The organism is Hominimerdicola alba (assembly GCF_900109655.1).
GTDB lineage: Bacteria > Bacillota > Clostridia > Oscillospirales > Ruminococcaceae > Hominimerdicola > Hominimerdicola alba_B.
Genome location: NZ_FOAT01000017.1, coordinates 1 through 12,766 on the forward strand (window position 1 = coordinate 1; position 12,766 = coordinate 12,766).

The window sequence follows — 12,766 nt, forward strand, 5'->3', positions numbered from 1 at the left end:
GTTTTCGGTAACAACGTCCTCAAAGAGCTTTGAGCCTTCAACGTTACCGCCAGTGGAAACTGCCATATCTACAACAACTGCGCCCTTCTTCATGCGGTCAAGAACGTCCTTGCCGATAAGGCGGGGAGCCTTTCTACCGAATACCTTAGCGGTAGTGATGACGATATCTGAACGTTCGCAAACCTTAGCCTGAGCTTCCTGCTGTTTAGCTATCTGCTCGGGTGTGAGCTCCTTAGCGTAACCCTGATCGGTCTGTCCCATCTCACCCAGGTCTATCTTAACGAAAGATGCGCCCAGGGACTTTACCTGTTCTTCAACAACGGGACGTGTATCGAAAGCATCAACACGAGCACCGAGACGCTTTGCAGTAGCTATTGCCTGAAGACCTGCAACTCCGACACCGATGATGAACACTCTTGCGGGCTGGATAGTACCGGAAGGAGTAACCATCATGGGCAGGATCTTAGGCAGTTTTGCAGCTGCATTTACTACAGCAGTATAGCCTGCCAGTGAGGTCTGGGAGGACTGAACGTCCATTTTCTGTGCCAGGGTAGTTCTGGGGATCATTTCCAGAGAAACTGCCTGGATACCCGATTTTGCGAAATCGTTCAGCAATTCTTTCTCATTGAACGGATCGAGGTAACTGAGGTGGAGAGCACCTGAGGGTATACCCTGTATGCTTTCGGGCTTCATTATCCTCAAAATAATTTCGCTGCCCTCGTATCCTGCTTCGTTAGAGGATACAAGAACAGCGCCTGCCTTCTCGTAAGCCTCGTCATTGAAGCCGCTTTTTTCGCCCGCTCCGCGGGTAACTTTTACTTCGTAGCCCATGCTTATGAGCCGCTTGATGTCATCGGGGATCAGCGCCACGCGGGTTTCACGCGGGTCGGTCTCCCGGCAGACCAGTATTTTCTTCATGATAAAAACTCCTTTCGATAAAAAATCAAACTATTTTCAATATACCATATTTCCCCCGAAATGTAAAGATATCAGATACAGAATTTTTTCTGAAAAAACTATGTCGGGCGGTTCGGGAAAATCTGCCGTAAGTATATGCGGCTGAGGGTGACGAAAACAGAGTATTAATAATGTGTATTTTCGGGTGCTGTTTTGGCTAAATTCACAAAAATATTGTGCGCCTATTGTAAAATATGCGGGAGTGTGATATACTATTAAAGTGTATGTGTATGCCTTTGGCAACAGATAAACGGAGGATAGAAAATGAGTTTAAAACATAGATCTTTATGTTTGTTGCTTGCCGCTGTGATGTGTATCTCATTGGGCGGCTGCGGTGATAAAAGCGTCGGTGAGGGCAAGACGAAGATCAGCACTTCTACGACAGATAAAAAGTCCAATAAATCGGACATTGACGTTCCCGATGAGCCCGACCCCGATGCACTTGGCGAACAGCTTCAGAACATCGGCGTGGAGCTCGATTATTCGGAACAACTGGAACAGATAAGTCAGCAGACAGACGCTTTTCTCGAGGCGGTGAAAGCGGGCGATATCAATACATTGTGCGATTTTCTGGAACCGTCCAGCGCTTACTACAAGTTCTTTGACCGCCACAGAAAGTCAGAACAGCTTAGCAAGATAATGCAAACGGTTTTCGCCGATATGGTGTGGACACACTGGGCGGAGACAGATATGAACAATAAAAACTGGCTCCAGAGCACTTATTCCGAGCACGGTATGTATACCAGAAGCTACGTTTGTGCAGGCATCAAGGAGATGCTTTTCTATGATGAGTATTTTCTGCTGAATTTCAGCAAGGGCGATTCTGTCAATGCGAAATTCCGCATTGAAAACGAAGATGACTGCTATTCCTGGCTCACAAAAACTCTTGATATGATGCCGCTTTTGAAGAATAACTGGTCGTTTAAATGTACACCTCCCAGCGATGATGGCAAGGTGCTTTTCAATATCGACGAAGATTTTATATTTGATTACACAGCTCTGACTTCCCTGGATGAAGTCAAGGATGCAAATATGCCACAGACCTACGTGAACAATATCGTCACGGCGAGGGGGACTATCGAGGACGAGAATGCCACATTCGATAACAGCCCCGAGCTTCGTGAGAGCGTTGCGCAGATGATAAAGGAAAAGCGTTTTGAGGACGCATGGAAAGCTCTTAAAGACCTTGACGATGACGGTTTTTTCGCTGACAAGAAAACTTACAGCGATCTTGATAAGGACGCCAAAAAGCGTGTAAAGAAGTTCCTTGATGAACACACTTATTCAGTGGTATGTGACCATTCAACACAGGTCTATGATGCTTCAAGGCGCAGACATATCTTCACCCAGATATACTACGACGCTATCCCCGCAGAAAACGAGGAAGAGATAGCTGACTGGCTGGAGAAGAACAAAATCAAAGAGGGCGGAGAGGCTGTATTTTTCGACATAACCAACGATAACAGGCTGGCTACCGCTCTGGGCGGATATTTCGATATAATAGCTAAACTGGGATAATTTTCGGACAGGAGGTCATTGGTATGAAGCTTATAAAAATAAGCAAGGTAAACAGTCTTGTGGTAAATCTTCTGCACAGCGCTTCATATGCGATGGTCTGCAGTTATATAATTATGGTAGCGGTATGGCTGATAAATGACATGAGTATCTCGCTGATGAAGTGCTTCAACGTATGGGTTGTTGTGATGGTTGCGCTTTTCTGCCTGTTTGGGACTTTTTCGGCGTGGATTGATGTGATAAAGCATATCGAACTTGATGAACTGGCGAATCACAGGCTGACCAAAGGGTATGACGACGAATATTTCAGGAAGCTTTCGGATTTTACCCGTGCATCAAATTACGGCAGCGGAAAGCTTTTCATGGCTTCGATGTACCTTGAGGGCGGACGTTTCTCTGATTGCCGGGCAATGCTGAAAGAACTTGATTTTGCTAAGCTCAACGGCAAAGAGCAGGAAGAATACTTCAATATCTGCCTGTATTCCGCGGTGCTTGAGGGAAATACCGAGCTTGCTAATGATATCTACTTCAAGGCGCGACACTATTTTGACCGTGCGGTGATGGGAAAGCGAAGCGGGTTCATACTTCATACGCTTGGTATGCTCTGCCTTCTGAACGGCAGAACTGAGAATGCTTACAGGCTGTTCCAGTCGGCGATGCGGCAGAATGACGAAAGTCTGCAGTGCGAGTGCTGTATTGGACTTGGAAAAGTCTATCTGCAAAGCGGCGACAGGGCTTCTGCAAAGGATATGTGCTTTGCAGCGGCAGAACTTGTGGAAACAAGGGCGCAGGCGGTTCGCCTGAAAGAACTGATGATAGAGGTCGAGGAAGCTTACGGCAAGCGTCACACGGCTGATGATACTTTTAAGGAGACTACATAATGCTTACTAAATACGGTCATTTTATAACATTTCTTATTTCAATGGTGCCTATAGTCGAGCTGAGGGGCGCGATACCCTTCGGCGTGATGAAATGCGGTGTGCCATGGCAGCAGGCTGTTATCATCTCGATGATAGGCAATATGCTGCCTGTTCCCATAATATTCTTTTTTGCGAGAAAGGTGCTGGAATGGGGCAAGGATAAGCCTGTTATAGGCAAGTTTTTCTCATGGTGCCTTGAAAAAGGTCATCACGGCGGAGAAAAGCTGAAGGCAAAGGCAGGCAAGGGAATGTTCTGGGCGCTGCTGCTTTTCGTGGGGATACCACTTCCCGGTACGGGCGCATGGACAGGAACTCTCGCGGCAAGTATGCTTGACCTTGATTTCAAGAAAAGCGTTATCGCTGTGATCTGCGGTGTCCTGCTGGCGGCGACAATCATTACGTTGCTGACAGTAATGGGCTTTAATATGTTTATCACAAAATAACAGGGAGAATTTATGGACAGCAGACCAAAGGATATATCGCCGGAAGTCAGGGAGCATTTAAAGCTGATGAAAGCAAGACCGGGTATGTATATCGGCTGTGAGAGCTTAACAAGGCTGTGGCACTTTATCGATGGTATGAAGTTTTACAGTCAGGTGTTCGATATGGATACCGGGCGCGTTATCATCCCCGAGGGCTTTAACGATTTTGCGGCAGAGAGATACGGTGAAAACCTGAATGCTCATAATTCTTTCAGCATGGTGCTTAAAGAGGAAAAGGACGAAAGAGCGGCGCTTTTCAAGTGGTTCGGTCTGCTGGACGAATATCTTGTATCGCTGGGGTATGAGCCCCTGGGCGAACGTGAGAAAATATTTGAAGAATTTCGGAACAGGTGTCAGCAAGATACGGTTCCGTAAAAATATACAGAAGATCAGAGGGTGGAAGATATGGTTTACAAAGACAGGGACATCTCTCCTGAGGCAAGAAAGTTTTACAGGATGCTCAGAGAAAAACCTGCGCTGTTCCTTGGCTGCGAGTGCATAACTTTCCTGCGTACATATATGGACGGTATGCTCACAGCCGACAGGCTTTTCAACGGCACGAAGAACATAATAATACCCTACGGGTTCACGGATTTCGTAGAGTGGTATTACGGCGATAATACCTGTCAGGACTGCTTTGAATGTGTGCTGAAAGCCGAGGGGGACGAAAAAGCCGCTTTAGATAAGTGGTTCAGCCTGCTGGACGAGTACCTGAAAGGGCTTGGCTACGAGCCTATCGGTGTCACGAAAAAGGGGTAACAGCATCAGCAGTGCGCCGTGAAGTTTTATTTTATCGAAAAGTTAAAGGGGAAGTTTCTATGGAAATACCAAACGACATCGAACTCTCGCTGGTGAAGAAATTCAGGCAGGGCATATGGTCGAGATTTCTTAAAGGCATAAAGGATTATCAGCTGATACAGGAGGGCGACAAGATAGCTGTCTGTATCTCGGGCGGCAAGGATTCCATGATGATGGCGGTGTGTATGAAGCGCCTGCAAAGGTATTCAAAGGTGCCTTTCGATGTGGAGTATCTGGTTATGGATCCTGGATATGCTCCCGCAAACAGGCAGAAGATAATCGACAACGCCGCAAAGCTGGATATACCCATAAAGATATTTGAGACCAAGATATTCGATTCGGTGGTAAATGTCAAGCAGAACCCCTGCTATCTATGTGCGAGGATGAGGCGCGGATACCTTTATAAAAATGCTAAGGAACTGGGCTGCAACAAGATAGCCCTGGGTCATCATTTCGATGATGTTATCGAAACGATACTGATGGGTATGCTCTACGGTTCACAGGTGCAGACCATGATGCCCAAGATACACAGCGAAAATTTCGAGGGTATGCAGCTTATACGCCCTTTATATATGGTACGTGAAGAAGATATAATCAAGTGGAGCAAGTATAACGGCCTTGAATTCATCCAGTGCGCCTGCAGATTCACCGAGGAAAGGGAAGTCTACGAGGACGGCAGCAGCAATTCCAAGCGACAGGAAGTCAAGGAACTGCTGAAAAGACTTCGCGAGGTGAGCCCCGCCATAGATAAGAACATTTTCAGGAGCGTTGAGAATGTCAATCTGCAGACTATAATCAGCTATCACATAGGTGATGAATATCACCATTTTCTTGATGATTATGACAAGGGAAGAAGCGTCCGCGGAACTATCGCGGGCAGCGATGAATAATAAGCTATGGATAAGTCCGAAAGTTTAAGTTACTTTCGGACTTAATTTTTTTTGATGAAAATAAGGTTAAACAATTTTAATTAGCTGATGAAATTCAACAAATTTAAGAGATAATTAGCTTGAAAAATAAATTTCTCTTTACATCTCAATTTTAATGTGATATAATGATTAAAAGTAAATGGAAGAACAGCGAGTAAGTCATACAACTTATATAATTTAAGGGAGGGATTATTGTGTTATTTTTTAGGAAGAAGAATAAAAATGAACATTCGCCCCAGTATTATGTAGTAAACGACTGGTGCAAAGAACACGAGAGTGAGATAAATGAGATAAGGAATTATATCGCCATGGAGATCGCGCAGGGAAAAAGGCTCTCTTCGGCGCTTCTGGTAGAGGCCTGCGTGGAAAGGTCTATATCAATGCCTTTCCCATACAGAGATCTGCTGAAATACGGCAGGGTAAGACTGTTCTGAATAGGATAACAATGAAAACGGGAGGTCATACAGAATGACCTCCCGTCTTTTTATTGCATAGTATTTTAAGTGTGCAAGCGTTTATACTTACATTTTTTACCGATTTTGCCAAGCGCAAGCTGCTTATTGCGCCCGCAGATTTGCAGCCTTCGGGCTGCCGCGAAGTCATATAGCATACACCTCTTTTCGTAATGGGCTGCGGCGGCAGTGGTATCGGCTGCCCCGCGCAAGCTGTGGGATCACGGTATTTTATGCCGTATACCGTAAACACAGCTCAAGGATATAATGTGCGGTGAGAACGGTGTAGGATCATTCTGCGTCGGGTGATCGGTCCGACGGCAGCCGCCGTTTTCAGCCGCTTGGTTTCCTTTCAACGACAGTATAGCACGTATCCCGCGGTAATGCAAGGGATAAAGCTATATTTTAACCGCTTGTTGTCAAACTGGAAGACCTTGTTTTCATTTCGCAAGACTTTTATTATATTATTATCACAAATTTTCACAAACTCATTAGATTTCTGTTGAAAGAGGATAATTTTCAAGCTGAATGGATAAAATTGGATACATATTAATATAATACTGCTTTTTTGATATCGTAATCAGTCATATAAGTTAATTAATTGGTAATATATCGAACACAAAATTTTCATGCGAGAATAGTATAATAGGCTATGGAATTTTGACAGATGTATAAAAATTCGATTAATGTAAAAAATATGTATATTTGTAGGAATTTTGGATAGATGTAATATTTGAAGGATATTGGCAGGTTTATCGTATGAAAAAGCTATATATTTTCGATCTGGACGGCACGCTGGCGGATTCGCTGTGCGATCTGGCAGATTCGGTGAATATCGTGCTGGAAAAACATGGATTTTCTACACATGACACCGAAAAATACAAATACTTCGTCGGTAACGGTGCACTGAAACTGATAGAGCGCAGTCTGCCCGAAGATCAGCGGACACCCGAGGTCATAAAGGCGGTTCACGGTGAATATTCAAAGGTATATGCCGAGAGGATGCTGTGCAAGACTAAGCCCTATGACGGAATAAAGGAAGTTTTGGCAGAACTGAAAGCGCGGGGCTGTAAGCTGGCTGTAGCTTCAAACAAGCCCGATGACTGCACCGTCAGGGTGGTGGAAGCGCTCTTCGGCAAGGACGTTTTCGACAGCATACACGGCAAGCGCGAGGGCGTACCAACCAAGCCTTCACCGGATATCATGTATCAGATAATGGAAGAACTTGATGTTTCTGCCGATGAATGTATCCATTCGGGAGATTCAAACGTAGATGTAGCTACCGCACACAACGCAGGGATAGAGTGTATAGGCTGTATATGGGGGTTCCGTACTGAGGAAGAGCTTGTTTCCGCAGGGGCTGACCACATAGCCCGCGTCCCCGAAGATATACCTAAATATTAAAAAGACAATGGAGGCAATCGTATGTCCGATATGAACGATTTTTATAAACAGTTCGTCAATGAAGAGGTTGACGAGAAAGGCACGCTGAAAAAGTTCGAGCTGGTGCTGAAAGACGATTTCAACTTCGGTTATGACGTTATAGACGAGCTGGCAAGGCGTTATCCCGATAAAAAGATGCTGCACTGGGTAAATGACCACGGCGGTGAAAAGGAATTCACCTATGCGGAAATGAGCAAACTCTCCAACCAGTGCGCTAACATGATGCTGGCTCACGGCGTTAAAAAGGGCGATATGCTGCTGGCAGTGCTGAAAAGGCATTACGAGTTCTGGATACTGGCTTACGGTCTTATAAAGATAGGCTGTGTGCTTATCCCCGCAACCAGCCAGCTGATGCCCAAGGACTACATCTACCGCTTCAATGCGGCTGGTGTGAAGTACGTCTGCGCCACTTATTTTGATGAAGTTGCAGACCGTATCGACGAAGCCTGCAAGAAGTACGACGGCATAAAAGAGAGATTTATATGCCGCGGACAGAAAGAGGGCTGGACTGATTTCCTGGAGGAACTGTCCAAATATCCCGACACACTTGAAAAGCAGGACATCTCCAAGAACGACTATATGCTGGCATATTTCAGCTCAGGTACAACAGGTCAGCCCAAAATGGCTATCCATGCCAACGCTTATGCGGCAGGTTCAATAACTACTGCAAAGTACTGGCATCACGTTGATGAAACTTCGGTACACCTGACAGTTTCCGAATCGGGCTGGGCTAAATGTGCATGGGGCAAGATGTTCGGTCAGCTGATTTGCGGCGCTGAGGAATTTATCTACGATATGGACAGATTCCATCCCGACAAGATGCTGAAAGTTCTTCAGGACTACAATATAACTTCATTCTGCGCACCGCCTACCATGTACAGGTTCTTTATAAAGGAAGGTCTGGGCAACTACGACCTTTCGGGCATAAAGTACAGCTGTATCGCTGGTGAGGCTCTTAATGCGGAAGTTTTCAACCGCTGGAAGGAGTTCACGGGTCTGGAGCTGATGGAAGGTTTCGGACAGACCGAGAGCGTTGTTATAATTGCGAATTTCTACGGCATGAAGCCCAAGCCCGGCTCCATGGGCAAGCCTTCACCGCTGTACGATGTTGATATAATCCGCAAGGACGGCACAAGCTGTGATGTTGGCGAAACAGGTGAGATAATCATCAGGGCTGAAAGAGGCAAGCACCCCGCACTCTTCAAGGAGTACTATCACAATCCCGAGCTTACCGACAACGCATGGCGCGGCGGAATCTACCACACAGGCGACACCGCCTACCGCGACGAGGACGGATATTTCTGGTATGTGGGCAGAACTGACGACCTTATCAAGGCTTCTGGCTACCGCATAGGACCTTTCGAGATAGAGAGCATACTGATGGAACACCCCTCGGTAATGGAAGTTGCTGTAACAGCGGCTGACGACGAGATCCGCGGAAAGGTAGTTAAGGCGACTATCGTGCTTGCAAAGGGTTATACTGGCTCTCCCGAACTTGTCAAGGAACTTCAGACTTATGTAAAGAAGTCCACAGCGCCCTATAAGTACCCACGTATCATCGAATTCGTGGATGAACTCCCCAAGACCGACAGCGGTAAGATTCGCCGTGTCGAGATCAGGGACAACGACCACAGAAAATACGAGGAAGCTCACAATAACTGATAAACATAACGGACAGTGCCAAACGCGCTGTCCGTTTTTGCATTACTGCAAACAATGATTTATCCTACGGACTGCGGTGCCGATTGGGGGATAACCTTTCTTCAGAAAGGTTTCCCTCAGTAGCCACTGCAGTCCGTAGGATAAATTATTATCTACAGTCATGCAGAGCGGAATTTTGATTTGTGTAAAATGACGTGAAAATATTGAAAAAGTTCTTGCATTTTGTTGATAAATGTGTTATTATATTATTGTGTTATGTGCGGAGCGTTCCGCAGAAAGAATACATAAAGAGGGGCACATTATGAAACTCATTTCGGTAATATTCATGAACCTTTGGGGTTATGATATACTTATATTTATAGCGGCGCTGTTTACGGCGGTGGTTTATCGCCGTTTGAAGTATTCGGCTGATAAACTGTACAAAAAAATGCACTTGACAGTCTTTGTTCCCGATGGTGGAGCATCGCGGCGGGAGGCTGACAGGGACATATCAGGGCTTAGAGAGCAGGATATCGTGGCGATGAGGAACAACACAGGCAAGCTGTATTCGCTGTTTGTGAACCTTACGGGAATATTCCCGCTGCTGGGTATCCTGGGTACGGTAATATCACTGCTGAGCCTTGTGTCGGACAGCACTAATGTCACGGGCAATTTCTACGGTGCACTTACTTCGACTTTCTGGGGGCTGGTCTTCGCCATAATATTCAAGTTTCTTGACGGCATAGTTTCAGCTAAGATAGAGGACAACGAAAAGAGCGTTGAGTTATATCTCACCAGAAATTTCAGGACAGTGCAGGAAGATATCCCTGCCGAGCCAAAGCCTGCACCGCGGAAAGTCAGCACCATAAAGGAAAAGTCCGCGGTCATGGAGGAATACCATAGTAAAACTTCACCGAAAAAGGTTCTGAAATCTATGGGCGACCTTTTCGGGGTGACAGATGATGACGATGATATACCCGAGTATAAGGAAGAAACTGTGAAGAGCGGTTCGCCTAAAAAGGGCGTGGCTCTGCTGAGAGAGCTTTTCGATATTTCCGAGGGTGATGACTATGAGGAAAAATAAAGGCATCATCATCGAGCTGACCGCCTTGCTGGATGTTATCTTCATCATGCTTTTCTGGATGATGATAAATGTTCAGGAGGGAAGCACGAAAGTCCGCGAGGACGCTGACAGCCGTATCGCACAGGCGCAGGCTGAGGTTGCACAGGTCAGGGCGGAGACCGAGGATAAGCTGGAAAGCATGAGAGAACAGGCTGACAGCGAGATCAAAAAAGCGCAGGAGCGTGCGGAGCATCTTAACAGGGATGCCGCCGCAAATCAGCAGGCGCTGGAGAATTTCGGCAAGGGGCTGATGCTGACCATAAATCTCAGGTATTCCCCCGGAGGCGAGCTTATCGTCACCAACGGCGATAATGAGCTTGCCAGAACAGCTGTGACTTCGGAGAACGATGTGTATTCGGCGATAAGTCAGGCAATTACAAAAGCTGGTATCGCAAGTGAGGATGTTGTGCTCTGTGCTTTCGTATACGACGGAAGCCGTGCGCTTTTCCGTGATGTTTCGGAGATAAGTGATGCAGTGAACAGGCTTGGCAAAAGCTATAAGAATTTCTACTGCACCTTTATAAATACTGCCAGATAACAGGAGGTAATCAATATGAGCATAGAGAAAGAGGTTGAGAAGATGTACAGAGAAGACGCTGAAAAGCAAAAGAAGAATCAGAAGAAGAAAAAGAGCGGCAGGGCTGCCACATTTGTGGTGCTGATACTTATATTGATACTGGCTCTTCTGCTGGCAAAGCTGCTGGGTCTGTTTGACGGCAGCGGATTCGGTTTCGGCGGAAAGGGCAAGGAGACCGAGGACGGCAGCGGCACTCCCGACAGAGCTGTTGTGGTATCGGCTGATGAAGATGAAAGCTCAGTAGCTGAGATGAAGAAGGTCTATGAAAACATAAAGGTATCGGGCAGCACATACCTCTACAAGGGCAGCGAAGTAAGCCTTGATGACCTTAAAGACACATTCTCAATGGATAAGATGAACAAGGATGTTGTTGCACTCATCGAGGATGACAATGCTACCCAGAACACTATGGAAGATCTTACAAATGCCCTTACTGAAATGGGCAGAGAGTTCACCATTGAAACTCCTTCTGCTGGTGAATCTGCACCCGAATCTGCGGCAAAGTAATATATGCTCGGACTTACTCTTGAGGGTGGTGCCAGCAGGACGGTCTATTCCTGTGGAATACTGGATGCACTTCTGGAAAATGATATAATGGCTGACAGGATATTCGGCGTATCGGCAGGCTCGGCTTTCGGCGTGAGCTATGCTTCGCGTCAGCATGGCAGAAATTACAGGCTGGCTTCGGAATTCATGCCCACCCCTGAATATATGGGTGTGAAGCACCTCATAGATCCCCGCAACAAAAGCTATTATAATCTGGATTACGACTATGATACTATCCCGAACAAGCTACTGCCTTACGATTATGAAGCATTGGGCAGATACAAGGGTGAATTCTACGCTGTGGCGACCAATGTTGAAACGGGCAAGGCTGAATATCTTCGGGTGGACGAAAAGGACAGGAAATGGTACAAGCTTCGTGCAAGCTGTGCCATGCCCATGCTTTTCCCTGAGATAGAGATAGACGGCAAAAGGTATCTTGACGGAGGAGTTGCCGACTCCATACCCTATAAAAAGGCGATGGAGATGGGCTGTGATAAGAACATAGTGATACTCACCCGCCCGAGAGATTACCGCAAACATTCCGACAGTATGACAAAACTCTGCGCATTGAGATTTGCAAAATATTCCGCATTTGCCAAAGCTTTGACTACAAGGGCAGAGCGTTATAACAAATGCGTCGATGAGATAATGGAACTCTCAAAACAGGGCAAGATATTCGTATTCACGCCAAAGACCACCTTCGGCGTTGACCGTATCGAGGGTGACCCGCGCAAGCTGAAAAAGCTTTACGACCACGGCTACAAGCACGCAGTGTGGGCTATGGATAAGCTGAAAGCCTATCTCGAAAAGTGATGTGAAAGAAGGATAGCATTTTGTTTGAAAGCTTTGATCTTTCCGGTTTCTGGCGTGACAGTAAGTACGCCTTGTCGAAATACGTGGGTGAGATACCGACGGACGAATATGTAAAGTCGGTGGAAGATGAACTGGGCTACAAGCTGCCCGAGTCCTATAAATACCTTATAAAGCAGCACAACGGCGGTATTCCGAATAATACTGCTTTTCGCACGGATATCCCCACCTCATGGTCGAAAGACCACATCGCCATAGAGGGTATTTATGGCGTTGACAGAAAGCTTGAAAATTCAGTCTGCGGTGAGCTTGGCACAGAGTTCTGGATAGACGAATGGGATTATCCTGCCATAGGTGTAGTCATCTGCGATACCCCCACGGCAGGGCATGAGATGGTATTCCTTGATTACCGCGAATGCGGAAGTCAGGGTGAACCTAAGGTGGTCTATGTTGAACAGGAAAACGACTACAGGATAGTCCCGCTGTCAGACAGCTTTGAAGAATTTATAAAAGGTCTGGTCAGCGCGGATGATTTTGATCTTGAATAGAGATACTGTCCCGAAAACAGGACAG

General features: G+C 46.3%; 15 protein-coding genes. 14 read left to right on the forward strand and 1 reads right to left on the reverse strand.

The window, feature by feature from the left end; genetic code table 11:
* Positions 1-918 (reverse strand): NAD(P) transhydrogenase subunit alpha (locus BMY75_RS14720; protein ID WP_074830147.1); only part of this gene is annotated, 918 nt, incomplete at its 3' end.
* A gap of 303 nt (positions 919-1,221) precedes the next feature.
* On the opposite strand from BMY75_RS14720, the gene BMY75_RS14725 reads away from it, so the two are divergent.
* The 14 genes from BMY75_RS14725 (at position 1,222) to BMY75_RS14790 (ending at position 12,741) form a co-directional block, all read left to right on the forward strand.
* Entirely contained in the window at positions 1,222-2,475 is a 1,254-nt protein-coding gene (locus BMY75_RS14725; RefSeq protein WP_139199844.1) for a hypothetical protein, read from the forward strand.
* A gap of 23 nt (positions 2,476-2,498) precedes the next feature.
* Positions 2,499-3,353: a tetratricopeptide repeat protein gene (locus BMY75_RS14730; protein WP_074835244.1), complete on the forward strand. Its 855-nt coding sequence runs from the start codon at positions 2,499-2,501 to the stop codon at positions 3,351-3,353.
* Positions 3,353-3,835: a COG2426 family protein gene (locus tag BMY75_RS14735; RefSeq protein WP_074835246.1), complete on the forward strand. Its 483-nt coding sequence runs from the start codon at positions 3,353-3,355 to the stop codon at positions 3,833-3,835. Before BMY75_RS14730 ends, BMY75_RS14735 begins: the two co-directional genes overlap by 1 nt.
* 12 nt (positions 3,836-3,847) lie before the next feature.
* Positions 3,848-4,249, forward strand: coding sequence for a hypothetical protein (locus BMY75_RS14740; protein WP_074835249.1), 402 nt, complete (start codon positions 3,848-3,850; stop codon positions 4,247-4,249).
* Positions 4,250-4,279: 30 nt separating this feature from the next.
* Positions 4,280-4,633 carry a hypothetical protein gene (locus BMY75_RS14745; protein ID WP_074835252.1) on the forward strand — a complete coding sequence of 118 codons (354 nt, stop codon included), beginning with the start codon at positions 4,280-4,282 and terminating at the stop codon, positions 4,631-4,633.
* 59 nt (positions 4,634-4,692) lie between these two features.
* Positions 4,693-5,562, forward strand: a complete 870-nt coding sequence (locus BMY75_RS14750; protein WP_074835255.1) for a tRNA lysidine(34) synthetase — start codon at positions 4,693-4,695, stop codon at positions 5,560-5,562.
* A gap of 233 nt (positions 5,563-5,795) precedes the next feature.
* On the forward strand, positions 5,796-6,035 hold the full coding sequence (locus BMY75_RS14755) for a hypothetical protein (protein ID WP_074835258.1): 240 nt from the start codon (positions 5,796-5,798) through the stop codon (positions 6,033-6,035).
* 777 nt (positions 6,036-6,812) lie between these two features.
* Entirely contained in the window at positions 6,813-7,457 is a 645-nt protein-coding gene (locus BMY75_RS14760) for an HAD family hydrolase (protein WP_074835262.1), read from the forward strand.
* Between the two features lie 21 nt (positions 7,458-7,478).
* Positions 7,479-9,158 (forward strand): AMP-binding protein, encoded by a 1,680-nt coding sequence (locus tag BMY75_RS14765; protein ID WP_074835265.1) that lies wholly within the window; start codon positions 7,479-7,481, stop codon positions 9,156-9,158.
* A 301-nt stretch (positions 9,159-9,459) separates the two neighbouring features.
* On the forward strand, positions 9,460-10,221 hold the full coding sequence (locus BMY75_RS14770) for a MotA/TolQ/ExbB proton channel family protein (RefSeq protein ID WP_074835269.1): 762 nt from the start codon (positions 9,460-9,462) through the stop codon (positions 10,219-10,221).
* A complete protein-coding gene (locus tag BMY75_RS14775; RefSeq protein WP_074835272.1) occupies positions 10,208-10,798 on the forward strand; it encodes a hypothetical protein in 591 nt (196 codons plus the stop codon). Before BMY75_RS14770 ends, BMY75_RS14775 begins: the two co-directional genes overlap by 14 nt.
* 15 nt (positions 10,799-10,813) lie before the next feature.
* On the forward strand, positions 10,814-11,344 hold the full coding sequence (locus BMY75_RS14780) for a hypothetical protein (RefSeq protein WP_074835275.1): 531 nt from the start codon (positions 10,814-10,816) through the stop codon (positions 11,342-11,344).
* 3 nt (positions 11,345-11,347) lie between these two features.
* On the forward strand, positions 11,348-12,196 hold the full coding sequence (locus BMY75_RS14785) for a patatin-like phospholipase family protein (RefSeq protein WP_074835278.1): 849 nt from the start codon (positions 11,348-11,350) through the stop codon (positions 12,194-12,196).
* Between the two features lie 20 nt (positions 12,197-12,216).
* Entirely contained in the window at positions 12,217-12,741 is a 525-nt protein-coding gene (locus tag BMY75_RS14790) for an SMI1/KNR4 family protein (RefSeq protein WP_074835281.1), read from the forward strand.
* Positions 12,742-12,766: the final 25 nt, after the last annotated feature.

What these genes read in the sequence shown, in the direction of transcription:
- BMY75_RS14740 (WP_074835249.1), top strand. Translation starts at nt 3,848, where the DNA reads ATGGACAGCAGACCAAAGGATATATCGCCGGAAGTCAGGGAGCATTTA.
- BMY75_RS14760 (WP_074835262.1), top strand. Translation starts at nt 6,813, where the DNA reads ATGAAAAAGCTATATATTTTCGATCTGGACGGCACGCTGGCGGATTCG.
- BMY75_RS14725 (WP_139199844.1), top strand. Translation starts at nt 1,222, where the DNA reads ATGAGTTTAAAACATAGATCTTTATGTTTGTTGCTTGCCGCTGTGATG.
- BMY75_RS14775 (WP_074835272.1), top strand. Translation starts at nt 10,208, where the DNA reads ATGAGGAAAAATAAAGGCATCATCATCGAGCTGACCGCCTTGCTGGAT.
- BMY75_RS14745 (WP_074835252.1), top strand. Translation starts at nt 4,280, where the DNA reads ATGGTTTACAAAGACAGGGACATCTCTCCTGAGGCAAGAAAGTTTTAC.
- BMY75_RS14780 (WP_074835275.1), top strand. Translation starts at nt 10,814, where the DNA reads ATGAGCATAGAGAAAGAGGTTGAGAAGATGTACAGAGAAGACGCTGAA.
- BMY75_RS14765 (WP_074835265.1), top strand. Translation starts at nt 7,479, where the DNA reads ATGTCCGATATGAACGATTTTTATAAACAGTTCGTCAATGAAGAGGTT.
- BMY75_RS14750 (WP_074835255.1), top strand. Translation starts at nt 4,693, where the DNA reads ATGGAAATACCAAACGACATCGAACTCTCGCTGGTGAAGAAATTCAGG.
- BMY75_RS14735 (WP_074835246.1), top strand. Translation starts at nt 3,353, where the DNA reads ATGCTTACTAAATACGGTCATTTTATAACATTTCTTATTTCAATGGTG.
- BMY75_RS14730 (WP_074835244.1), top strand. Translation starts at nt 2,499, where the DNA reads ATGAAGCTTATAAAAATAAGCAAGGTAAACAGTCTTGTGGTAAATCTT.
- BMY75_RS14785 (WP_074835278.1), top strand. Translation starts at nt 11,348, where the DNA reads ATGCTCGGACTTACTCTTGAGGGTGGTGCCAGCAGGACGGTCTATTCC.
- BMY75_RS14770 (WP_074835269.1), top strand. Translation starts at nt 9,460, where the DNA reads ATGAAACTCATTTCGGTAATATTCATGAACCTTTGGGGTTATGATATA.